A 23352-nucleotide genomic window follows, 5' to 3' on the forward strand; every position below is an offset into this window, starting at 1 on the left:
GAGCCGGAGCTGGCGTTCACGCTGGCTCTGGCCCTCCGCCTGGGCATGACTTTGCAGGATCTGCGGGAGCGCATGAGCGCGGAAGAATTGTTGTTATGGATGGCCTTCAATCGCGAGTCGCCAATCAGCGACGTGAGGGGGGATGTTCAGGCATCCATCATTGCCGCCGCTGCGTTTCAATCTCAGGGCGCGAAGGTTTCTGCGCTGGACGTGTTGCCGCAGTGGGGCGCTACAGAGCTACCATCACTTAACGATGACGAGGAGGCGACTGTAGGTGAGTCCGCTTTCAAGGCGTTCCTCATACACGCGAGTGAAACGTCTTGAAATTACTGCGTGCGACCTTCCTACAGCGCAGCTCGATATGACAGCTGAAAGCACACCTATAGGTGTCAAAGCGCTACTATCGATCCAGGTTGCTTGTCATGGAGAGAAGGGATGTCCGTCGAGGAAGATTTTCATCATCAAATGCTGGACATATACCAACACGCTGGAACGGAAGTTGGTTACTGGGCCAATTACTTCCTGCGGGGCGTGAAGAAACACGGTGGCTTGAACTATGCCCGCACCGCGCTGGAAAAGCGGAAAAACGATTCGATCCAAAAAGGCTTTCAGGCTCTGGTGGATGCAGGTCGGGTGGATATAAGCATGGAATCTCTGGTCGTCAGACCCGAGTTTGCTTCGCTTTTTACGGACGTTGAAATTGCAGAAGCCAGAGCTCGTCTTGATGGGATTGCGCCTTACGCCCGACGTGAAAGAGTCCCTGCGGACAAGGTGTTTCCGGATGAGTTACCACCGGGTCCGCCCTATATCGAGGGGGCTATCAGACAGGTCACCGTCAATCTTTATGAACGCAACGCGAAAGCCCGCGAAGAGTGTTTAAGCAAGCACGGTTACGACTGTGCTGTGTGCACGATGAATTTCGAGAAGCTTTACGGTGAGATCGGCAAGAAATTCATCCATGTCCATCACAAGAAGCCTCTGGCGACCATCCGAGAGGAATACGAGCTTAATGCACGCAAGGACCTGGTGCCGGTCTGCCCGAATTGCCATGCCATGCTGCATACGTCCAATCCTCCTTTATCGGTTTCAGAGCTGCAGGAAAAGATGCGCGCTCAGGCCGCTCTTCAGCTCTAAATACGCGGGTTGTTTGCAGTTCGTGCCGCACTCCGGCGAATAGCAGCATTGGTTAAATCGTCTATTAAGCCCGCTCCGGCGGGTTTTTTTTCGCCTGGAGAAAAGTGAATGTCTGGCAGTACCCTTCGCTCGTTGATCGTCAGCGTTTCAGCCGAAACCGGCGCGTATCAGCGCGAGATGGCGCGTGCGTCGCGGATGGGGCAGAACTACTTTCGTACCGTCAGCGAGGGAAACCGCCAAGCAACAGCAGGATGGCGTTCGCAACAGGCGGCGATCAATGCGCAGAGTGCTGCCATGTCGTCGTTGGCCAGCTCGGTTGGCGCCTATGTCAGCGCGATGGCCGGGGCATTGGCCGTTGGCAATGTGCTGGCCCAGGCCGATGCCTGGAATATGGTCAATGCCCGCCTGAAGCAGGCATCGACCACAACCGAAGACTTCGCGCATAACCAGAAGGTCCTGTTCGATCTCAGTCAACTCACCGGTACCGCATTTCGCGACAACGCCGTCTTGTTCAGTCGTTCCGCAGCGTCCATGCGTGAATACGGCTACAGCTCGGCAGACATACTCAAGCTGACTGAGGCTATCGCGCTCGGCCTGCAGATATCCGGTACCAATGCGGCCGAGGCATCCTCAGTAATCACCCAGTTCGCCCAGGCGCTTGCACAAGGCGTATTGCGCGGCAACGACTTCGTATCGGTGAACGCAAACGGTGACCGCATTATGCGGGCCTTGGCGACCGGCATGGGTGTGGCGCGGCGCGAGCTCAAAGGCATGGCCAACGATGGGGTGCTGACGACCGAGAAGGTTGTGCCTGCACTCATTGGTCAGTTGGAGCTGCTTCGCAAGGAATACGCGGAGATGCCCAGCCCGGTCAGCGCCGCAGTGACAGCGATGGGTAATGCATTCCAGCGCTGGGTGGGCGACGTGGACGGTGCAACAGGCACTACGCAGGGCCTGGTCAAAATCATCATGTTCGCGTCAGAGAACATCGACACGCTGGTCCGGGTGCTGGCAGGTGCAGCCGTCGGTGTGTTCGGTCGCAAAATTGCCAGCGTCACGGAATCGATGGTTGCGCAGGTGGCTGCGTCCCGGGCTGCGCAATCTGCCGAGATTGGTCGCGCCCGTGCTCAGCTCGACGCTACATCGACACTGGCGCGCAAAGCGGCTGCAGAAGTGGCAGCCGCTCGGGCGCAGGTCGCGCTGACTCGAGGCACCGATCAGTATACTGCAGCGCTTTCCCGGCTGCGCCAGGCTCGGCTGGCTGACCTGCAGGCGACACAGGCACATACAGCGGCCCAGATTGCCAACGCCCGTGCGACCTCGGTGCTGGGCAATGCAACCCGTGGGCTGATGGGGTTTGTCGGTGGTCCAGTCGGGCTAGGCGTGATGGTTGCGACCACTGCCGCAAGCTTTCTCTTGTTCCGTGACAACGCGACCAAGGCCAGCGATGCGGTCGTGGACCTGAAAAAACCAATTGCTGACCTGCGAAAGGAATGGGAGGCGCTCGGTGCTGCTCAGCAGCGTCCAATACTTAGCAAACTGGAACAGGAGCAAAAGCAGGCTCAGCAGAAAGCTGCCGAGATTGTCCGCGACATGCAGGCCATTGCCCAAGGCCCCACTGGCAACTATCGAGGCGGGCAGAACTTCGAGGCGTCCAGCTACCAACGCGCTGCTGCAGCCGGGAATTTCGGACGGGGTATCAAGGGCGGCATCGACATTGATACGTCCACTCAGTGGCTGATCGATGCAGTCAAGCCGACCGAGGCACTCAAGGATCGGCTGCAGGGGTTGGCTGCAGAGTATCAGGCAACGGTTGATCGCGTTCATGCTGCCCGCACCCAGATGACCGAGCTCAACGGCATCATGCTCCAGGCCCAGACCAGTGCGCAGGGACTGGGTGTTGGCTTGAACATGATCCAGCCACCCAATGCATCCTTGACCAAAGAATGGCAAAAGCGCATCGAGGCGCTCAATGACCAGACCGCCAAGCTTAAGGATCCGTCCGAACTGGGAGCTATCAAGCGTCAGGCCGACAAAGACAAGCTTGGCCAAACGCCTGAGGGCAATGCGCTGCTCGATCAGGCCAAGGCAGCTGCCAGGCTTTTGGATGTTACCCAAGCCGAACAAAAAGCACGTGAAGAGGCCGCTCGTAAGGCAAAAGAGGCAAGCGCTGCTGCAGAGCGCCAGGCACGACAGCTGGAAGACAACTACAGCCGAACGCTTAAGACCCTCCAAGAGCAGGCTGACGTGCATGGCCGAAAGACCGAGCTGGCACGCATCGAGTTCGATACACGCAAGGGCACGCTGAGCCAACTGGACAAGGCCAAGAAAGCTGAGCTGGAACGTGCCGCTGTCGCAGTCGATCACCTCAACACCCAAAAGGCTTTCAAGGAGCTGATGGCGGGCGTGCAGAAGCAGGAAGAGAGCCTGCTGGTCGCTACCCGTAAACGTTACGAAGAGCTGGAAAACCTGCGTAAGCAGGGAGGGTTGTCATCAGAGCAGTACCGGCAAGGCGCTGAATCGATCTCAAAAGCTTCGATCAAGGATGCACCTGAATACGGTGGGCTGGATGCCTCGGTCGGCGGGTCCATAGGCGAGATCGTCAAAGCGGCCGAAGCCGAGGCCAGGCTCAAGACCTGGCATGAAAAACAGCTTGCCTTGCAAGCGGAGCTGCACGCGCAAAAGCTTAGCGGCGAACAGGAATATCTGGACCGTGTGTTCGAGATTAACCAGACCAACCAGAAGCGACTGGGGGATATTCAGGGCGCTTACAAGGTGGCGATGTTCAGTACGTTCAGCGAGCTCTCAGGACAGGCAGCCGATATGGTCGGCAAGATCGCAGGCGAGCAGTCCAGCGCTTACAAAGTGCTGTTCATGGCGCAGAAGGCCTTTGCCGTCGCCTCGATCATCATGAATGCGCAGATCGCAGCTGCTAAAGCACCTGCCGAAATGACCGTGCTGGGTGGCATTCCCGTCGGCGCAGCTCTGCTCGCAGCGGGCTACGCCAATGCGGGCATGGTTGCAGGCATGACCTTGGCAGGTATGGCGCACGACGGCATCGACAGCATTCCGAAAGAAGGCACTTGGTTGCTGCAGAAGGGCGAGCGGGTGGTGGACGGGCGAACCAATCGGGATCTGAAGGACTTCCTCAGTCGTTCGCCCATGCCAGCCGGTCAGGCCAGCAGCTCACCGCAAATCAACATCACCATCAAGCGCGATGGTTCAGACGCATCGGTCGATTCAACTCAAGGCTATGAAGCGCTGGGGCAAGCCCTGCTGGCCACTTTACGTGCCGAAATGCCCAAAGTCGCACGCGGGGTGATCGTGGCCGAGAAAGGGCAGAACGGTTTGCTGGATCCGAATAATCGCAGGGCGGGGTAGGCTCAGTCAGCCTACGGCCTGCATGCCAGTAGTTTTGATCGCTTTGCTATCGAATGACACCACATAGTCGCACCCGGCTGCTTTGGCGCTTCGCTCGATCAGGCAGTCGGCAAAGTCGGCTTTGGAATCCGAAAAGAGGCGAAGCGCCTGCCAGACCACATCTGCGTTCTCAATTTTGAGTTCGCGGGTCCGAAGCAGCGTCTCCAGCACCAGGATGATTTCGCTCTTTGTACTTTCGTAGCAGGACTGGAGCACCCATACCAGTTCGACCACAGACACGGCAGTTACAAATCCCGGACTGTTTATCGTAAAGGACTCGATCAGTGCTGATGCTTTCGGCGATTGCTTCGGGTCATCCTGGGCAACGTAACGCACCAGCACATTGGTATCCAGACCGATCATATGGCTTTGGATCCTTGTGCAGCGATGGCGTTATTCATGTCCTCGATACTGACTTTTTTCGCTGGCTTACGGACCAGACCTTTGAGGTCCTGGACCGAATGTGTGGCCGCCATAATCGCGAATTTCCCGTCTGGTAGCTCGACGAACTCGATCCGGTCACCCGTATCAAGACCAAGTGATACACGGACTTGAGCAGGAATTGTTACCTGTCCTTTGGATGTAAGCGTGGCTGTGGCCATAGTCGTTTTTCCTCGATTAGATGATTCTCCTTACCCTAATGTAAGGAATTAAATTTATCAACCGTTTTATCCCTAGGGAAGCGGATGCCTGATGTCCCGATTTTAAGAGTAAGTCATGACGGAAGTATTCACCTGGTCACCCCGCACCAGCTCCAGCGGTGACACCCAACCCAACATCCTTGAATCGCGCTTCGGCAATGGCTACAGCCAGCGGCTTTCGGTGGGCATCAATAATCTGGCATCGAGCTGGACGGTGTCATTCACGGGCACGGAGACCTACCTGAAGCCTATTCAGGATTTCTTCATCCGCCACAAGGGCTCACAGCATTTTCTCTGGACACCACCGTTGAGTGAGCAGGGGACGTTCATCACTGCGGGCGGCTGGCAACTGCAGCCGCATGGAAAGCGGCGCTACACGCTCTCCACAAACTTCCAGCAGGTTTTCCATCCAGAGGCAGGTACATGATCACGGTTGACGATCAAAAGCTTGAGCCTGGCGCTTTGGTCCAGTTGATTGAGCTGGACGGTGAGGCGAGAGGCATGGGAACGCTGCGTTATCACGCGCATCAGCAAAGCACGGCCATTATCTGGCAGGGCCACCACTACGAACCCAGACCATTCGAAATTGCTGGTTTTGGCCGTGGGGTGGATGGCAATACCTCGGCGCCGGTTCTGAAAATCGGCAACCTGGACGGTCTGGTCACGGCACTCTGCGTGCAATTCCAGCATCTGTGCGGCATTCGGGTCATCGTTCACCAGACTTACGCCCGCTATCTGGATGCTGCCAATTTCCCCGGCGGGAATCCAGATGCCAGTACGCATGAGCGGCTGGACATTGCTTACATCAATCAACCGACGCGGATCGCGCGTGACGAAGTGGTATTCGCCCTGGCTCCGCCTACTGCGGTCAAAGGCCAGAAGCTGCCAGCCGGACAGATATCCAACCGCTGCGAATGGTGCCTGTGGGGGGAGTATCGCGGGCCTGACTGCAACTACACCGGGCCTTTGATGTTCGATCTGGACGGTAACCCGGTGGACGATCCGTCCAAGGACCGTTGCGGCGGACGCATCAGTGATTGTGAAAAGCGCCATGGGAAAGGTAACCCCTTGCCCTTCGGCGGCGCGCCGGGAGCGTCACTGGTATGAGACATGTAAGCAAAACCGTACTGAAGCAGATCCACCTACACGCTGCAGGTGAGTATCCCAAAGAGGCCTGTGGTGTCGTGATCCGCGATAAGGCACGCGCACGCTACTGGCCTTGCCGGAACGACGCACTGACACCCAGCGAACACTTCATTCTGAATCCTGAAGATCTGGCCGACGCCGAGGACGTAGGCGAGTTGCTTGCCATCGTTCACAGCCATCCGGACACATCTGCGCAACCGAGCATGGCAGACCGCGTCAGCTGTGAGCTTCACGACCTTCCGTGGCTGATCACCAGCTGGCCTTCCGGCGAAGTGGTGCAATTCGAGCCGTGTGGGTATCAGGCTCCCCTGATCGGGCGTTCCTTTGCGCACGGGCTGCTGGATTGCTATGCCTTGTGCCGGGATTTCTATCTGAGGGAGTGGGAGCTGGAGCTGCCCAATTTTCCGCGACGTGACGGCTGGTGGAATAGCGGGGAAAGCCTGTATGAGCGTTACTACCAGCAAGCGGGGTTTTATCCAGTGAGCGACCTTCGCAAAGGCGACATGTTAGTGATGCAGATCCAGGCCGACGCACCCAATCACGCGGGCATCTATCTGGGCGACGGATTGCTCAAAAGCGAGCCTTCATTGCATCCGGTAAATGGCACTTTTCTGCACCACCGTTACAACAAATCATCGAGCCGGGACGTTTACGGCGGGATGTGGGCTGAATGCACACGCCTGGTGCTTCGTCACGAGCGCGCACCGGAGCCAGCATGACTTTAAGGTATGGTAATGATTCACCACCTGTAATCGACGTCCGCTTGTACGGGGTGTTGGGTGCACGGTTCGGACGCTTACACCGATTGGCCGTGCGCTCCGGTGCCGAGGCCGTGCATGCCTTGTGCGTGATGGTCCCAGGCTTCAGACGATTCCTGAGGTTGGCCGAGGAGCGCGGCCTCACCTTTGCCGTCTTTCGCGGCAGGCAGAACCTCTCCGAGGACGAGCTGCCAATGCGCTACAGATCTGCAGAATCAATTCGGATCGCACCCATCGTCATCGGCAGCAAGCTGGGCGGATTGCTGGCCACCATTGCGGGTGCAGTCCTGGTAGGTGTCGGACTTTTTACCGGCAACTATGCGCTTGTTGCGGCCGGGGCAGGGTTACTGCTCGGTGGTGTTGCCACGCTGCTGTCTCCGTCGCCGCCGGGCCTTTTGAATCAGGAAGAGGACGGCAACAAGCCGTCCTATGCCTTTGGTGGTGCTGTCACCACCACCGCCCAAGGCCGTTGCAAACCGCTGCTTTATGGTGAACGAGACATCGGCGGCGCTTTAGGTTCTGCAGGCATCTACGCAGAAGATCAGCAGTAGAGACAACTCATGACCCAACACGCATATGCATCGGTTTCACGACCTCGGCGCAGGCCGAAGGCTGCCCGCGTGGCAGGCTTCAAAAGCGGCCAGAAAAAGCCTTATCAGCCCTACAAGGCTCCCGATACGGCGTTATCGATTGCAACCGCCAAGCTTCTTTATTTCCTCAGCGAAGGCCCGATAGTCGGACCGGTTAACGGTTTGCGCTCCGTCAAGCTCGACGGTACCCCGCTGATAGCGCCGGACGGCAGCGAAAACTTCCCTGGCAGTCGCTGGGACTTTCGGCCAGGCACCGTCGATCAGGATTACATGCCGGGTTTTCCCGCCGTGGAAAACGAGATTACACAGGGCTTGCCTGTCGAGCTGACGTCAGACAATGCATGGACCCGTGCCATCAATAACGGGCAGTTATCCGCTGTGCGAATCCGACTGTCATGGCCGCAGCTCTGGGAACTGCGCAGTAACGGTGATCAGGTCGGGTATCGCATTGATTACGCCATCGATCTATCCGTGGACGGAGGTAGCTTTCTTCCGTACCTGAGCGCCTCGGTCAATGATAAGGGCACCAGCGAGTACGAACGCAGTCACCGGGTCGATCTGCCTGAAGGCTTTTCCAGTGCGTTGATACGTGTACGGCGGCTGACGCCGAACAGGCACGACAGCAACATCGCTGACGTGATGCGTATCAGCGGCCTGACCGAAGTCATCGACGCAAAGCTTCGCTACCCGAATCTGGCGGTGGCCGCATTGCAGTTCGATGCCTCGCAGTTTCAGAACATTCCAAAGTTCAGCCTGCGCGCTCGGGGTCGGATCATTCGGGTACCGAGCAATTACGACCCTGAAAGTCGCGTGTACGTGGGTAACTGGGACGGCAGCTTCAAGGTTGCCTATTCGAATAACCCGGCCTGGGTCTGGTATGACCTGCTGTTGCATCGCCGGTATGGGCTCGGGCGGCGTATCACGGCGGATATGGTGGATCGCTGGACACTCTATGAGATCGGTCGCTACTGCGATGTGATGGTGTCCAACGGCAAGGGCGGTCTTGAGCCGCGCATGACCACCAACGTGTACCTGCAGGATCAGATTGAGGGGTATGCGCTGCTCTCGGATCTGGCCAGCGTGTTCCATGGCAACAGCTGCTGGAACGGCTCTCAGGTCACACTGATCGCCGACATTCCGGGCAACGATGACGGCTATGTGTTCACCCGCTCAAACATCATTGGTGAATTTGAATACGGTGCTGCTGCCTGGCCGGATCGTCACACACGCGCCAAGGTCTCGTGGGACAACCCGGACAACGATTTCAAAACAGAACAGGCGCCTGTCACCAATGATGAGTTGATCGGCGTGCTCGGCCATCGGCAGATCGATGTTTCGGCTTTCGCCTGCACCTGCGAAGGGCAGGCCATCCGGCACGGTCTGTGGGTGCTCAAGTCGGAGGAGTTTGAAAGCTGGTCGGTGACCTTCACGACGGGTATGGAAGGTCGCAACGTTGAACCCGGACAAATCATCTGCATTGCTGACGAGCTGTTTTCAGGGAAGCTCAATGGCGGCCGGATCGGCGCTGCAACCAATCGCGTCATCACGCTGGATGCCGACGTCGACATCAAGCCCGAGGATCGATTGATCGTGAACCTGCCCAGCGGCAAGTCGGAAGGGCGCATCGTCAAATCCGTCGAAGGTCGCAAGGTCACGGTAATGGCGGCCTATTCAGAGGTGCCGGAAGCGGAGTGCAGTTGGTCGGTAGAAAGTGCCGATCTGGCGGTGATGCGTTATCGCGTGCAGACCATCGATCCCCAAGGGCTGCACCAGTTCACGATCACCGCCGTGCAGCACGAGCCGAGGAAATATGACGCGATTGATCAAGGTGCCCGTATTGATCCCCAACCGATCACGATCATACCGCCCGGCGTAATGCCGGTGCCGAAAGGCATCGAGATCACATCACGAAGCGTCATCTCCCAAGGCATCGCGATCACCACCATGCGCATCAGTTGGCCCGCCGTAGACGGTGCGGTGGCGTACAACGTCGAGTGGCGCAAGGACAATGGCAACTGGATTCGTCTACCGCGCACCGGAAGCCTGGGCGTCGAGGTCGAGAACATCTACGCGGGGCGCTATGTGGCTCGCGTCAGCGCACTCAATGTCATGGATGTGGCATCGCTGTGGGGCAACAGCGTAGAGGTCATGCTGGGCGGCAAGACAACGCCGCCACCCGTGGTGTCGTTTCTGCGAACAACCAGCAAGGTGTTCGGTATCAGCCTGCAATGGGGCTTTCCTCCTGGGGCAGAAGATACCCAGCGAACCGAGATCTGGCAGAGCTCGACGCCGAATCGGGAGGACGCGAAGAAACTGTCCGACTTCGCCTATCCGCAGTCCAGCCATGACATCAATGGGCTGGCTGCAGGTGCCAGATTTTATTACTGGGCGCGGTTGGTCGACCGCACTGGAAATCAGGGCGAGTGGTATCCGCAAGGTGTCGGTGTCGACGGCCAGTCAAGCGTAGATACGGATGACTATGACGACTATTTCGCCGGTCAGATCGGCGAGTCGGCTCTTGGCGAGCACCTCTCTGACCGTATCGATCTGATCGACGGCCCAGCCGACTTGCCGGGCTCGGTGAACGGTCGCCTGCAGATCGTGAGCGGCGAGGTTGAAGCGATCTCGGAGCGCATCGACGGCGTGTTCGCAGAACTGAACCCGCCAATGGCCGGTGATGAAGGCGGCAATGCCGGCGACTCCCGCGCCTTTGTCGGCGTCTGGTCCGAACAGTCGGCGCGGATCGAGGACGGCATCGCTGTCGGCAAACGCGTCGATACGGTCCAGGTGCAGGTCAAGGACACTACGGCGGTCGTGCAGCAGGTCAGTCAGGCCGTTGTGGATCTGGAGGGCAAGGCCTCGGCCATGTGGTCGGTGAAGCTGCAGGTCAACCAATACGGTCAGTACGTCGCAGCCGGGGTCGGGCTGAGCATTGAGAACACTGATGCTGGCCTGCAGAGCCAGTTCCTGGTCAGCGCAGATCGCTTTGCCGTGGTGAATACCATCAATGGCGGCCCGGCCACTGCGCCCTTTGTGGTGCAGAACGGCCAGACCTTCATCAGTCAGGCGCTGATTGGTACCGGGTGGATTACCAACGCCATGATCGGCAACTTCATACAGTCCAACGACTACGTGCCGGGGGTGCGTGGGTGGCGGCTGGATAAGGCCGGGCTGATGGAGTTCAACGGCGCCGTACCGGGCGGCGGCAGGCTGACCATCACCCATCGTGCGGTCAAGGTGTTCGATTCCAACAACGTGTTGCGAGTGCAATTGGGAGATTTAAGTGCCTGAGTTTGGATTAAATGTGTTTGACGGCAATGCCACACAAACGCTGGGGATGGGCGACTTCACCCTGCAGAGGCTCGCACATATGGTCGTCCCGGCCGAGCGCGCCTCTGGCGTGGGGGTCAGAAACGATTTCATCTTGATGGACGTGCCCGGCTACGACCCGGCTCGATGTTTCGTGATGATCACCCCGAGAGCCTACGCCAGTTATCCGCAGCCTGGTCATCCCGACGCCTGGGGCTATGCACCGACTTACTACGATATTGGCGGCTCCAGGATAGGTATTTATACCTACGTCAATCGAAGGCGTCGTGCGGGCGTCGGCAACAATTATGCGGATGAGTGGATATCCCACACCGTTGAGTGCTCCGTGGAAGTACTAAGGGTTTTGTAATGCCGAAATATGGTCTGGCCGTAGTGAACAATTACGGCTCGCTGGTTATCGATAACGACCACAAGGTCATGGTGTTTTCGGAACGGGGCTCATTCAGGATCGAATCACGTTACAACGACAGGGAAGGGTACGGCTCTGTCGTGTTTCTCAAGCCCATCTACACCAGTGAACCTCCTCAGGTATTCCTCAGGCACGTCAGTGGCGTGCACTCATCGCTCGGGATCTATATCACTCTGCTTGGAGGGCCGGGCCGCTGGACCGGTTTCGCGGTGACGTCCGCCGTGCGCGGCGGCGCACTGCAGAATTACCTGATGGAGTTTGTAGTCTGCAAGTTCGCGGATCAGCCCAGTGCTCAGCCTTTTGGACTGAACCTGTTCGATGCTGCGGGCCGTCCGGTCTTTTCATCGGATGACAGGGTCGTCCGCTATCACAAGTTCGCCAAGCACTGGGAGAAAGTCGTCGGCGCGCAAGTGGATATCTACTCCAGCAATGTCGTCATCGATCCGGATGACTTCGTGTGTGCTTCAGCGATTGACCGCGGTGTCTCCTGGTTCGCCGATGGGGCCGACTTCGTCGGGCTGATCCTGCTCGAAAACAACGTCCCTTCATTGAAGATATCGGCACAGGTCACCGGCGGCGGTTATTGGTACTACCAAGGCACCAACGGCACATGCTTCGGCATTCCCGTTTGCAAGTTCCCACCGCATCGCTACTACAACTGAATGTTGCGCAACGGCGCGACCACAAGGAGACATCATGGCTCAACAGATGATCAATCTGGGCGAGATGCCCAACGGCATGGGCGGCGACACCAATCGCAGCGCAAACGTGAAGTGCAACGAGAATTTCACCGAGCTATACGCAACCAAAGCTCGCAACGGAAAGAACAGTGACATCACATCACTGGAGGCGCTCACTACGCCGCTGAGCGTATCGCAAGGTGGAACGGGTGCTACAACGGCGGCCAACGCTCGCGAACTACTCGAGGCTGCGAAAGCAGGCAGTAATCAGGATATTACGGCGCTCAATGGTCTGAGCACCCCTTTGAGTATTCAGCAGGGCGGTACTGGCTGTAAAACAACTACAGACGTGCTCAAGACGCTGGGGCTGCTCAACAGCACAGTGACGCCTGCGTTTGCCTCTCTTAAAGCCGCGCAAGGCGTCGTTAGTAACATCAATACCGGGCAAGGCCTTTATTTGGGGTGGAACGAAAGCGGGGGGACGGGCGAAGGCAATTTCATCTGCAACAAAGGTCACGGTCGAGGCGGTTTCAGCTGGAGAACAATCAATATAGACAACACCGCCACCGGCCCAGGTATGTACTACTCATTTGAAGGAAACCTGTCCGTCCCAGGCTCGGTTTCGCAGGCTTCCGATAGACGCCTGAAAATCAACGATGTGGAGATTACCAACGGGCTGGAGAAAATTCTCAAGATCCGCCCGGTCGAGTATGACCGCCGATCGATGATCGAGGATGAGGAATATACTTTCCATGAAGCTGGGATGATTGCCCAAGAGCTGTACAAGGTGTTGCCGATCGTCGTTACGCCGGGCGGAAAAAAGAAACTGGAAGATCCGATCTGGCGCGTCAATTACACCGGCATCATTCCGTACTTGATCGCCGCGATCAAAGAGCTGAAGCAACAGGTCGATGACCTGAGCGAATCACGTCATGAGCCCGTGTAGCACTGCCTGCTCATCTGCATAAATCTGCCCCCGCTCATTCGACCGCCTGGCGCGGTTTTTTTTCGTCTGGAGCAAAGCTTCATGTCTATCACTCGGCAGCAACTGCTGCACATTCTCCCCAACGCCCGCCCTGTCGCGGGCGTTTTTGTTCCTGTGCTCAACACCGCGATGGGCCGGTATCAGATCGTCACCCGGCTGCGCATTGCCGCGTTCCTCGCCCAGATCGGGCATGAGTCCAGCCAACTCCGTCACCTGCGAGAACTGGGCGGGGCTGACTATCTCGCCCGATACGACACCGGCCGCCTCGCTGCCCGCCTGGGCAACACTCCCCAGGCCGATGGGGATGGTCAGCGGTATCGGGGCAGGGGCCTGATCCACATAACCGGGTTCGACAACTACCGAGGATGCGGCGAGGCACTGGCGCTGGATCTGATCGGGCAGCCTGAACTGCTGGAGCAGCCAGCGCACGCGGCGATGTCCGCAGCGTGGTTCTGGAGCAGCCGTGGGCTCAACTCGCTCGTGGACAACGGCGAGTTCCTGAGGATCACCAAAGCCATCAACGGCGGAACCAATGGCCTGGCTGATCGGGAGACGCTTTACGAGCGAGCCCTCGAGGTTCTGGCATGAGCGCTTTGCACTGGCAGTTGCCTCTGTTGGCCATGCTGATTGGCTCCGGTGTGAGCGGCACCATTGCCTGGCAGTGGCAGGCAAACAGCTTCGGCCGGGAGCTGGCCGAACAGGCCGAAGCATTCCAGCGAGAGCGTCAGCAATCGTCAGCCACTTTGATCGCGCTGCAAAGCAACCAACAGGCACAACGGCGAGCGTTAGAGCTGCGCCTGCAGGAGAGCAATGAAGCTCATTACAAGGAGATGAGAGATGCACAAAACAACCACGCTCGTTTGCGTGATCGGATGGCCACTGCTGATGTGCGGTTGTCAGTCTTACTCGACAGCGCCCGTTCCGGTCATTACCCAGTGCCTACCAGTCCCGGCACCGGCAGCGTGGTTCATGGAGCCACGCGAGCCGAACTTGACCGGGCGCATGCTCAACGAATTGTCGGGATCACCGACGACGGCGATCAAGGACTGATCGCATTGAAGGCCTGTCAGGCCTACGTCATGGACGTGACCGCAGCACCGTGAAAAGAGCGACAAGCCAGGATGCGCCAACATCCCGGCTTGTCGCCGTACCCGCAGAACCTACCTGCAAGTCCAGCCAAGGCTCCCGCTTCGTGCACAAAGCGAGCGGATTCTAGCGCCTCTTTTTCTCTTTCGAGGGCTTGCTCACAAAATGAATCAACCTATTATCCCGTGGATGGGCGGCAAGCGCCGTCTGGCCGACCGACTCATTCCCCTGTTCCCACCCCACGAATGCTATGTCGAAGTGTTCGCAGGCGGTGCGGCCCTCTACTTCATGCGTCCCCAGGCAGCACCCGTCGAAGTCCTCAACGACATCAACGGCGATCTGGTCACGCTGTACCGCGTCGTGCAAAACCACCTCGAAGAATTCATCCGCCAGTTCAAATGGGCCATCAGCTCGCGCCAGGTCTTCGAATGGCAAAAAATGACCCGCCCCGAAACCCTCACTGACATCCAGCGCGCCGCCCGATTCTTCTACCTGCAGCATCATGCCTTTGCAGGCAAAGTCAGCGGCCAGACATTCGGCACCGCCACCACCGGCCCTGCCATCAACCTGCTGCGGATCGAGGAGAACCTGTCCGCCGCTTGGCAGCGGTTGTCCGGTACCTACGTGGAAAATCTGCCATGGCTTGAATGCGCTGAGCGCTACGACCGGCCTCATACGTTCCATTACATGGATCCGCCGTATTGGCAGACGGCTGGGTATGGCATGGATTTTCCGTTTGAGAATTACGATCGGATGGCCGAATTCATGCGCAGGTGCAAGGGCAGGGTGATGGTCAGTATCAACGACCATCCGGATATTCGACGGGTGTTTGAGGGGTTTCATTTCGAGACGCTGGATATTCGGTATACGACGCCGAATCAGCGGCAGGGTGGGGGTGGTAGCAGCCGGGAGTTGATTGTATTGAGTTGGTCACCTGACACGCTGGGGCAGCTCCTGTAGGTTCACAACGGCACGATCCACGGAGCTAACCCAGTTAGCAACCATCAATACTTAGATCTGAGACTGCATCATGTATAAGCGTCTTGCTCGACCCGCCTTCTTGATTCTTCCTGCACAATCTGGCCTAAGGTGGTGACCTTCCCAGTAACTTGATTTCACCTAGTGAGGTCTAAAGATTTAGCTTGCAATATCAAAATGATGTCAGTAGCTTAATGGCTACTAGCAGTTGCTGGGGCCGCACGCAGTAAACCAGGCTTTAATACGGCACAGCCAGATTTAGAAGCTTCTAAATTATTAAGTCTAGCGCTATTTGGTTTTAGGTTTTTTCAGAAGGTTTTTAGTTGGTGCAATGGTTGTCTGTTGAAAAAATCTACATTCTCAGTTGGTCCTATCTCTTGGTTGTGAGTTTTATGGTGGTCTGAGTGGCGGAGTGCGAGCAAGTGTTTGATAGTTGGGTTGTATTCGATTTGCAAAATCCTTACATTGTTTTTCTCTATAATGTGAAGCTTTAATTTTAGTTCGTGGCCTACTTTGGGATATAGATTTCAATAGTGTGGATATTGTATGGTGGTCGCGATAAGGCTCTGTCAGTCCGTAGGGAATAAAGCTAGATGAAGTCTAAGGTTGTTGCTTTTTTTTCAAGTGTTAGATTGCGTTTTGAGAAGGTGGTAAGTCTCTATTATGATCTTTTGGGTCGGGTAGAAATGGTTGTAATAAAGATCAGGGAGGTAGATAGTGAGATTGGATGCTCCAGAGTCTTACCTTCGCTTATCGTTCAAAAAATGCTTGTAGTCGCGGAAGATAAAAGATTCTGGAGTCATCCTGGTTTTGATATTTTGGCCATCTTAAGATCTATAGCATTCACAGCGGCAGGACGTTCTCAAGGTGGTAGTACTGTTATTCAACAGCTAGTACGAATTATAACCGGTAGATATGAAAGAACTATTCGACGAAAGGTTGAGGAGATTTTTGTCGCTTACCATGTGTCCAAAGCGTTGGATCGATCTATATTTCTAAGGGTTTATTTGTCTATGGCTTATTATGGTACAGGAATGGAGGGGTTCGATAAATTTATAGATAAAAAGATGCTTTTCCACATAGGTGATTTAGATCTGGCGACGATGGCGGTTGCACGTTTGAAATACCCTGAACCATCTCGTGTTAGTGAAAGAAGATTTGATCAAATAAGACGTAGGGAAGCATATTTAGTGCTCAGGTTTAATGCTTTTAAAAATAAGGAAGTCTAGGGATGAAGTTTAATAAGGTACTAGATGGTCTTATATATCACCCTGACGCCACTGCCTTCGCGAAAGCACTGAAGCTATCGGGCGACAACGAGCGTCAATGCCTTGCTGAGCTTTGGTTGAGCGAGGGTATACCAATGGCATTTGTAAAATCACCAACAGCTTATCAGGTTTTAAGAATGACACTGGCGCAATCGCTAAATGTCGGAGTAAAGGATGTTAGTCTAGTTGGAAGTGGCAGATTAGGTTTTTCTCTAGCGCCTAAGAAGTATGGTGAGCCGTTTGGTGAAGGGTCAGATTTGGATGTCTGTATAATAAGCTATGACTTATTCCAAAGACTCATTGGTGATTCTGATAAATTCATCAAGGATTTCAATGCTGGAGAACTGAAAGCCGCGTCAGAGTTTGAGCATAATTGTTGGTCTTCCAATGTCTTGGTGTTAGGGCGGAATGCCAATAGAGGTTTCATTGATGCTAAGTATGTGCCGAATTATCCTGATCGATATAAAAATATATTTATCGTTAATAAAGCAGTTTGCTCAATGAATCAGCGGATGAAGAGTCTGCCGGATATGCCAAAGCTAAAGCGGTCGTCCGTGCGAGTTTATAGAGACTGGGGCGCAATGTCCAAACAGGTAGCTGTTAATCTGGAAGGGTTGGCAAAAAAACTGTGTGACTAGCTCGGAGTTAGATGTGGGGTGAAGGAGTTGGAATGGTTTGTTTGTCAATGCTGATTGTGAGAGCTTAGCCGAAGCTACTTTTAGAGCGGTTGGACACTTAAAGTGTTTGTATCTGCTTTAGTTGCTTTAGTTGCTTTTGATGGTCTGTATTAAAATATACACTGTTCTAGTGCTGATGAATTGCTGTGACAGGTCATTATATATAATTTTCTGCTCAATGGCTTTAATTTGGCTATGAGCTCTTCGATGAACGAGCCAACTTATAAGTTTTCGGAGGTTGTCATCTCTTGAGTACGTTGAGTATGTCAGGCAGCAACTTAATACGCATGCACGTTCATTCGCGCTCCTATAGTGCGTTGCTCTCTGACGCTATGGAAACCTCATTTAGGCTTAGAGTGAAGAGAAGCAATTAATTCCGAGCCTTGATTCCTCACATTTCCCACCGCCTTACCAACCTCAAACCACTCAAAATCCTCAACAGGCCGACACGCCTGTCGAGCGATCTCCTCCGCTCGAGCAGCCGACAACCCAGGCTCAACCCACTCGCGCGCATCCTCCGGCGACAACACGACCGGCCTGCGGTCATGAATGTCCACCATCCCTGAATCACTCTCAGCCGTGATGATCACGAACCCATCCCCCTCATGCGGTTCAAGGCCAGCATGAACCTCAGCCAATGCCGCAAAGAACATCGGCTTCTGGCTCTTGAGGCGGATGTAGTAGGGCTGTTTCTTCTTCGGGTCGTCCGGATCCTTCACCCATTCAAACCACCCGTTCGCCGGGGCCAGTGCTCGGCCGTTTGGCCAGAGTTGCTTGAAAAACTTCCCGGTCATGACGGTTTCGACGCGTGCGTTGATCGGTGCCGGACGTTTTCCTTTCGCCCAGAACGGCTCCCATCCCCAGCGCACCTTGTCGACGCTCAAGCCTTCTTCAGTAGGTCGGATGATCTCGACTTTGGTGGTTGGGGCGACGTTGTATCGCTCGATCGGCCAGAGATCATAGCCGTTGATGACCAACTGCTCTGGCGCAAGCTCCCTGAGGTAATGGTCCATGGATTCGTAGATCGAGTAGCGTCCGCACATGATGTCACCCGTAATGTCACTCGTCGAAAAGGCCTGCCTGTACGATTGACCGCGTGCAGGTCAAAGAGTTAACTGTATATGCATACAGTCAATCATCCAAGAAGGCGCGGATCATGAGCATTACCTACATTGGCACTCTGGCAGAGGGCGGCGCGAAGCTTCCCTGGTTTTCGTCGTTGGTCTCCGCTGGCTTCCCGAGCCCGGCTGCAGATCACATCGAGAAGAACATCTCGCTCGATGAGCTGTTTAACGTGCGCGCACCCCATGTGTATCTGGTGACGGTCCAAGGTGAGAGCATGCAGGGGGCAGGGATTCACAGCGGCGACCTTGCGATTGTTGACCGAAGCCTCAATGCCGAGCACGGCGATATCGTGATTGCTGCCCTGAATGCTGAGGCCGTCTGCAAGCGTCTGCACGTGCGCAATGAAGTCGTGATCCTGCAGTCCGAAAACACGAAGTATCCGCCGCGACACGTTATGGAAGGTGATGAGCTGGCCATCTTGGGTGTGGTGAGATACAGCGTGCGCGATCATGGCAGGCCTTGAGAAGGTCTTCGCGCTGATCGACTGTAATTGCTTCTACGCCAGTTGCGAGCGCGCATTTCGGCCGGACCTGGCAAGGACGCCTATCGTGGTGCTCAGCAATAATGACGGCTGCGTCATCGCCCGTAGTTACGACGCCAAGCCGTTCGTAAAAATGGGCGCGCCGTACTTCCAGATCAAGGACGTTCTGCGCCAGAACGGCGTGGTCGCGTTCAGTAGTAACTATGCGCTTTACGGCAATATGAGTGAACGCGTGATGTCGATCATCGAGTCAATGGTGCCCGCAACAGAGGTGTACAGCATCGATGAGGCCTTCGCAGACTTGACCGGCATGCCAGGTGATCTGACGGAGTTGGGTCGCCAGATCCGTGCTGCAGTCCTGAAATGCACCGGCATTCCCGTCGGCGTGGGAATCGGCCCCACCAAGACGCTGGCCAAGCTGGCCAACCACACGGCCAAGCGACTGCAGACCCATACGGGTGGTGTCGTCGACATCTGCGACCTGCACAAACGCAACTGGGTGCTGCGCAATACGGCGGTGTCCGAAGTGTGGGGTGTCGGCAAGAAGATGAAAGCCCACCTGGAAGCGATGAGCATCCGCACGGCAATGGACTTGTCCAAGGCGGATCCGCGGACCCTGCGCGACCGGTTCAGCGTGGTGATCGAAAAGACCGCAGGTGAGATGGCCGGTACGCCATGCCTGGAACTGGGCGAGGCTGAACCGCCGAAGCAGGAGATCTGCAGCAGCCGTATGTTTGGCCAGCGATTGACCACCATCGAGCCGATCAAAGAAGCGGTGGCCACCTACGTCCAGCGAGCCGCGGAAAAGCTCCGTGCGCAGAACTCGCTGTGCAAGAAAATCCGCGTCAGCATCCGCACCGGCATGTTCAACCCGGAAGAAGCCAAATACGCCAACGGTGCATTGGTCGAACTGCCGTATCCCACCAACGATGTGCGCCTGATGACCAAGGCCGCAACCGAAGCAGTGAATCGACTATTCCGCCCAGGGTTCAAATACAGCAAGGCAGAGGTCTTGCTGCTCGATCTGCGTCAGCCCGGCGAATTCACCGATGACCTGTTCGCGGCTTCGCAGCCCGCTGCAGCCGAGAAAGTGATGGGCGTACTGGACGAGATCAATGCGCGCTGGGGCAGGGGGACGCTTAGGGCCGGGAGTGTTCCCGCCGATCCCGAGTGGGCAATGCGGCGGGATATGATGAGTCAAAGTTATACGACTAGGCTGGATCAGTTATGGGTGGTCAAAGCCGATTAGCCCCATCAGGAAAACAATTCTGTGGTGCCGTCCGTATAGATGACGTTCGAAACCTTGAATGCATAGGTCATGTCTTTTGTCTCCGTGATCAACATCCATTGATGCTCGCCAATGAACTGGTTATAACTGAAGCCAATGCCGCGCTGCACAAGGGGCACGCCCGGCTTGAGCTGCTCGTTAATAGTGAGCTGTAGTTTAAATTTTACTTCGCCAAACAGGTCTGAGAATTGAAGCTCTCCCTTGACCGCACGAGTAGGCTTTGCCGCTATTTTTAATGTATATGCGCAGTCGAACCAAATGTGGTCCTCATAAACACCTAGGTCAGCGTTTGTAGGGTCGAAGCGTTTGTTTGTGACGGTCAAGGCTATAAATGCTTCGCGCGACTCCCTTGGCTCAGTTCTGTCATTTCCTATTGTGAGAGAAGGCAGGTTTCTGGCTTCTAGGAGGGCTAGGCGACGCTCAATTTCTGCAAACCGCTCTTCTACGCTGACCATTTATTCATTCCTTGAGTGTTTTGGTGGATAAAAATTGCTACATTTACGCATGAATTTACTTTACGAATCTCGGCGGGTAAAGCTCGAAAAATTGCGGGCAAATTTCAGGGTGCAGAAAACGCTCAATCCGCACCGCAACTGAGTCGCTCACCAATAGCCGACAGAATACCAGTCAATACTTCTACTCTGGCTCCGGCAGGGTCCCTAACCCATTTCACCAGACCTTCTGAAGTAAAGACACCAGCATCATGGGGGACTAAAGATAAATGGGGCTCACCATGGTCGTTCAGCGTCAGTAGCCATCTGCGATTCCTGATCAACATTGACGCAGCGCTGGTGGCTATGCGCTGAGCCAGTGCCTCGTCCCATTCAACCACCAATGCTCCGGCGTCTCTTAAGGACTGTCTGCAGCGGGATAGGTAATCGAGCGTAGCATCAGCGCTGTCTTTGCAGATAAAAAGCTCAGGAGGCATGCCTTGATTTGCATGATCCTGCTGCAGATGTGAGAGCCACATACGAAGACTCTCTGACCCGAATGGCGGGGCTATCAGATACGCCTTTTCAAGCCCTGCCTGATTTATTGCATGTAGTTGCTGTTGGCCGATCTGCAACCTTATGCACGTAGATTGGGGGAGGGTTTTGAGTAGATGGGCTGTGTTGCGAATGCCCAGTGCAGACGCGACGTCCGACGCCGCGTACCACCACTCATTTCCAATTCTTCGAAAGCGAAAGCGCTTGCCGTGATAGCTGGCATTGACGGTTGAAATCGCAACCTCTCTTTGAACTCGCGCGTATCTCCAGTTGGTCCAGAGTTGGTCGACGCAGTCGTTTTGCCAAGCGGATATCTCATCACGCATCCGCTTGGCATAACGTTCCTGCTTCAGCCCCATCAGCCAGCTGTGAAGTTTGATGAGCGGCATGTAGATCGCTGAGTTGTGGCCTCGATCTTCGGCTGCCTCACCGATGTATGGGGAGAACGAAATCCCATCATGTTTGAGCATCTTCTTATGATGTCTCCAGCTTAAGCCCATACCTTCGACAATTGGCTGCATATCGACATAAGGCACGTTATCGTGTTCAGTGATGACCAAAGTGGCGGATCGGTAACTGATTTTTTGAATCGTAGTTTCTAATTGGTTGGACAAGCAAAGATCCTTACCGAATCCATGGCGCTGGATTCGGGTGTGTTACGAATTCAAGATTTTAGAAGCGTTATCAGTGACGCTCCGTTGTGTTAAGGATTTATTGTTATTGCATTGCAGTCAATATGGCTTCTTTTGCTTATAAGACTGGTTTTTTTAGTTGTCAGGCCTGTCGGGCAGCTCTTTAGAAGTAATAATTCTTTTCAGTGCTGTACTAACTAAGTGATTTTAAAGAAATTACACATACTGAAACGTGTAATTTTCAAACGGGAGATTCTGCGTGAATGACTGGTTATGAGAAAAGTACGCGCAAAGTTTGAGCGTGTTCCTGCAAACCTTGTCGGAAAAGTCCCTGCAGGTTGGCAGTCCCATGGCCGTTATGAAAGGAGCTTTGGTAACCAATCCCAGGCCTTGTAAGGATCAACGTTGCCCCTTAGGTGGGTATAACGCCGCAGCGAGTTCCAGTCTCGATGCCCGGATACGCTGGATACCCTCGGAATGTCCCAGGCCATTTCGAACAGTCGGCTGACTCCGTCGTGACGAAGGTCATGGAAGTGTAGATCCTCAATGCCGACCATTAGGCATGCCCGCGTGAATGACGCCGATACGGACCTGGCGTTGTAGGGAAAGATGACGTCCGCGGTTTTGGGCATCGTATGCAAGATCTGCCAAGCCTCATCAGGCAGATGACACCACACATCGTTACCGATTTTCTGACCTGGGTTCTTCATGTCCCGGACCAGCACCGCCTGACGTGTGGGATCCAGATCCGCCCAGCGTATCCGTGTGATTTCTTCCTGACGACGAGTGGAGAAGATGGCGAACGCGATGACCTTGGGCATATGGATCTCGGCCTTACGACGCTTTTGCATGTCGACGTAGTGATTCAACAGTTTGTCCAGCTCGTCGAGGGTCGGGCGACGGTTACGCTCGCGGCTCTTGCTGGCCATGCCCAGCTTGCGCAGCACTTTCCGTGCATCGCTCATGGCCTGGGTGTTGACCGCGTAGCCCCAGGCAGGCCCGGCAACCGACAGAACAGCGCCAAGGTGGGCCAGGTCATTGCCAACGGTCTGAGCCTGCACGCCGCCGCCTTCCTTGCTCATACGCCATTGGGCGTACTCGACAAGGTTCTGGCTGGAGAGCTTGATGTCGGGAATTGAGCCGAGCCACGTCTTGCCTATGGCGGTGAGAGTGGCCCTTTTGGTTTTGCCGAGGGGCCGCAGGTTTTCGTATTCGATGAGGTAGCGATCAATCATCTGAGTAACCGTTGCGCCCTTATGGTTCGCCCTTTCTATGGCGCCTGGCTCGGCCAGTTCACTTTCCCGACGCTTGAGCCACGCCTGAGCGACCTGCTTGCGCTCAAAGCTCTGTGCTTCCTGATAAACTACCTTTCCTGCGCGCTTGAGCCTGATTTGTGCGGTGTACTTGATTCCACCCTTTTTGTTCTTCCTTTGGGTGATCGTTCCCATCTCGTTCCTTCGGTGCTAAAAGTTTTTTTTCGGTGCTAAATTTTAGCACCGAGCCCAAAAAAACGGCCAAAAACAGCCCGAAAGTGCTAAAAATCGACTGATAAATATGCAACCAGATATTGCCCCAAACCCCCGTCCCACAAGGCCCGCACTGTCCCGCCGCTTCTCCGTTGCGCCGATGATGGATTGGACAGACCACCACTGCCGGTACTTCCTGCGCCTGCTCTCCAAACATGCGCTGTTGTACACCGAAATGGTTACGACCGGTGCCTTGCTGCATGGCGACAGCG

Annotated in this window: 25 protein-coding genes; 19 read left to right on the top strand and 6 right to left on the bottom strand. The window is 55.4% G+C overall.

What is annotated here, in order from left to right; genetic code table 11:
• The first annotated feature begins 72 nt into the window (after nt 1-72).
• From BZK31_RS03380 to BZK31_RS03390, 3 genes are all read left to right on the top strand, one after another.
• On the top strand, nt 73-324 hold the full coding sequence (locus BZK31_RS03380) for a phage tail assembly protein T (RefSeq protein WP_208617172.1): 252 nt from the start codon (nt 73-75) through the stop codon (nt 322-324).
• A gap of 111 nt (nt 325-435) precedes the next feature.
• Nucleotides 436-1134: an HNH endonuclease gene (locus BZK31_RS03385; RefSeq protein WP_083181257.1), complete on the top strand. Its 699-nt coding sequence runs from the start codon at nt 436-438 to the stop codon at nt 1132-1134.
• Between the two features lie 108 nt (nt 1135-1242).
• The gene (locus BZK31_RS03390; protein ID WP_083181258.1) at nt 1243-4515 is read left to right on the top strand and encodes a tape measure protein; all 3273 of its coding nucleotides are present in this window, start codon (nt 1243-1245) and stop codon (nt 4513-4515) included.
• Nucleotides 4516-4521: 6 nt separating this feature from the next.
• On the opposite strand, the gene BZK31_RS03395 is transcribed toward BZK31_RS03390, so the two are convergent.
• Both BZK31_RS03395 and BZK31_RS03400 read right to left on the bottom strand, forming a co-directional pair.
• Complete coding sequence (locus BZK31_RS03395) at nt 4522-4917, bottom strand: PIN domain-containing protein (protein ID WP_083181259.1); 396 nt, start codon at nt 4915-4917, stop codon at nt 4522-4524.
• Nucleotides 4914-5156, bottom strand: coding sequence for an AbrB/MazE/SpoVT family DNA-binding domain-containing protein (locus BZK31_RS03400; protein WP_083181260.1), 243 nt, complete (start codon nt 5154-5156; stop codon nt 4914-4916). The genes BZK31_RS03395 and BZK31_RS03400 overlap by 4 nt, the downstream gene beginning before the upstream one ends.
• 115 nt (nt 5157-5271) lie before the next feature.
• Between BZK31_RS03400 and BZK31_RS03405 the strand changes: the two genes are divergently transcribed.
• The 13 genes from BZK31_RS03405 to BZK31_RS03465 all read left to right on the top strand — a co-directional run bounded on the left by BZK31_RS03405 (nt 5272) and on the right by BZK31_RS03465 (nt 17063).
• The gene (locus BZK31_RS03405) at nt 5272-5622 is read left to right on the top strand and encodes a phage tail protein (protein WP_083181261.1); all 351 of its coding nucleotides are present in this window, start codon (nt 5272-5274) and stop codon (nt 5620-5622) included.
• Nucleotides 5619-6302 carry a phage minor tail protein L gene (locus tag BZK31_RS03410; RefSeq protein ID WP_083181262.1) on the top strand — a complete coding sequence of 228 codons (684 nt, stop codon included), beginning with the start codon at nt 5619-5621 and terminating at the stop codon, nt 6300-6302. Before BZK31_RS03405 ends, BZK31_RS03410 begins: the two co-directional genes overlap by 4 nt.
• Nucleotides 6299-7060: a C40 family peptidase gene (locus BZK31_RS03415; RefSeq protein WP_083181263.1), complete on the top strand. Its 762-nt coding sequence runs from the start codon at nt 6299-6301 to the stop codon at nt 7058-7060. Before BZK31_RS03410 ends, BZK31_RS03415 begins: the two co-directional genes overlap by 4 nt.
• A complete protein-coding gene (locus BZK31_RS03420) occupies nt 7057-7650 on the top strand; it encodes a tail assembly protein (protein WP_083181264.1) in 594 nt (197 codons plus the stop codon). Before BZK31_RS03415 ends, BZK31_RS03420 begins: the two co-directional genes overlap by 4 nt.
• A gap of 69 nt (nt 7651-7719) precedes the next feature.
• Nucleotides 7720-10980, top strand: a complete 3261-nt coding sequence (locus BZK31_RS03425) for a TipJ family phage tail tip protein (protein ID WP_244182625.1) — start codon at nt 7720-7722, stop codon at nt 10978-10980.
• A complete protein-coding gene (locus tag BZK31_RS03430; protein ID WP_167377833.1) occupies nt 10973-11368 on the top strand; it encodes a hypothetical protein in 396 nt (131 codons plus the stop codon). Before BZK31_RS03425 ends, BZK31_RS03430 begins: the two co-directional genes overlap by 8 nt.
• The gene (locus tag BZK31_RS03435; RefSeq protein ID WP_083181267.1) at nt 11368-12090 is read left to right on the top strand and encodes a hypothetical protein; all 723 of its coding nucleotides are present in this window, start codon (nt 11368-11370) and stop codon (nt 12088-12090) included. The genes BZK31_RS03430 and BZK31_RS03435 overlap by 1 nt, the downstream gene beginning before the upstream one ends.
• A gap of 34 nt (nt 12091-12124) precedes the next feature.
• Nucleotides 12125-13054: a tail fiber domain-containing protein gene (locus BZK31_RS03440; RefSeq protein ID WP_083181268.1), complete on the top strand. Its 930-nt coding sequence runs from the start codon at nt 12125-12127 to the stop codon at nt 13052-13054.
• A gap of 81 nt (nt 13055-13135) precedes the next feature.
• Nucleotides 13136-13681, top strand: coding sequence for a glycoside hydrolase family 19 protein (locus tag BZK31_RS03445; protein WP_083181270.1), 546 nt, complete (start codon nt 13136-13138; stop codon nt 13679-13681).
• Complete coding sequence (locus tag BZK31_RS03450) at nt 13678-14196, top strand: lysis system spanin subunit (RefSeq protein WP_083181271.1); 519 nt, start codon at nt 13678-13680, stop codon at nt 14194-14196. Before BZK31_RS03445 ends, BZK31_RS03450 begins: the two co-directional genes overlap by 4 nt.
• Before the next feature lie 148 nt (nt 14197-14344).
• The gene (locus tag BZK31_RS03455; RefSeq protein WP_083181273.1) at nt 14345-15139 is read left to right on the top strand and encodes a DNA adenine methylase; all 795 of its coding nucleotides are present in this window, start codon (nt 14345-14347) and stop codon (nt 15137-15139) included.
• A gap of 611 nt (nt 15140-15750) precedes the next feature.
• Nucleotides 15751-16386 carry a transglycosylase domain-containing protein gene (locus BZK31_RS03460; RefSeq protein ID WP_083181275.1) on the top strand — a complete coding sequence of 212 codons (636 nt, stop codon included), beginning with the start codon at nt 15751-15753 and terminating at the stop codon, nt 16384-16386.
• Between the two features lie 2 nt (nt 16387-16388).
• The gene (locus BZK31_RS03465) at nt 16389-17063 is read left to right on the top strand and encodes a hypothetical protein (RefSeq protein WP_083181276.1); all 675 of its coding nucleotides are present in this window, start codon (nt 16389-16391) and stop codon (nt 17061-17063) included.
• A 380-nt stretch (nt 17064-17443) separates the two neighbouring features.
• Here the strand turns inward: BZK31_RS03465 and BZK31_RS03470 are convergent, their stop codons facing one another.
• Nucleotides 17444-18145, bottom strand: coding sequence for an SOS response-associated peptidase (locus tag BZK31_RS03470; protein ID WP_083181278.1), 702 nt, complete (start codon nt 18143-18145; stop codon nt 17444-17446).
• Between the two features lie 113 nt (nt 18146-18258).
• On the opposite strand from BZK31_RS03470, the gene BZK31_RS03475 reads away from it, so the two are divergent.
• Both BZK31_RS03475 and umuC read left to right on the top strand, forming a co-directional pair.
• Entirely contained in the window at nt 18259-18690 is a 432-nt protein-coding gene (locus tag BZK31_RS03475) for a LexA family protein (RefSeq protein ID WP_083181279.1), read from the top strand.
• Entirely contained in the window at nt 18677-19957 is a 1281-nt protein-coding gene (gene umuC, locus BZK31_RS03480; protein ID WP_083181280.1) for a translesion error-prone DNA polymerase V subunit UmuC, read from the top strand. The genes BZK31_RS03475 and umuC overlap by 14 nt, the downstream gene beginning before the upstream one ends.
• A 5-nt stretch (nt 19958-19962) precedes the next feature.
• Here the strand turns inward: umuC and BZK31_RS03485 are convergent, their stop codons facing one another.
• The 3 genes from BZK31_RS03485 to BZK31_RS03495 all read right to left on the bottom strand — a co-directional run bounded on the left by BZK31_RS03485 (nt 19963) and on the right by BZK31_RS03495 (nt 23062).
• The gene (locus BZK31_RS03485; RefSeq protein ID WP_083181282.1) at nt 19963-20451 is read right to left on the bottom strand and encodes a hypothetical protein; all 489 of its coding nucleotides are present in this window, start codon (nt 20449-20451) and stop codon (nt 19963-19965) included.
• A gap of 122 nt (nt 20452-20573) precedes the next feature.
• Nucleotides 20574-21596: a phage antirepressor N-terminal domain-containing protein gene (locus BZK31_RS03490; protein WP_157900696.1), complete on the bottom strand. Its 1023-nt coding sequence runs from the start codon at nt 21594-21596 to the stop codon at nt 20574-20576.
• 374 nt (nt 21597-21970) lie between these two features.
• The gene (locus BZK31_RS03495) at nt 21971-23062 is read right to left on the bottom strand and encodes a tyrosine-type recombinase/integrase (protein WP_083181285.1); all 1092 of its coding nucleotides are present in this window, start codon (nt 23060-23062) and stop codon (nt 21971-21973) included.
• Between the two features lie 106 nt (nt 23063-23168).
• Here BZK31_RS03495 and BZK31_RS03500 point away from each other — a divergent pair.
• Nucleotides 23169-23352: tRNA-dihydrouridine synthase (locus BZK31_RS03500; protein WP_208617173.1), on the top strand; the 184-nt coding region annotated here is incomplete at its 3' end.

The sequence above is a fragment of the Pseudomonas floridensis genome (assembly GCF_002087235.1).
Taxonomy (GTDB): Bacteria; Pseudomonadota; Gammaproteobacteria; order Pseudomonadales; family Pseudomonadaceae; genus Aquipseudomonas; species Aquipseudomonas floridensis.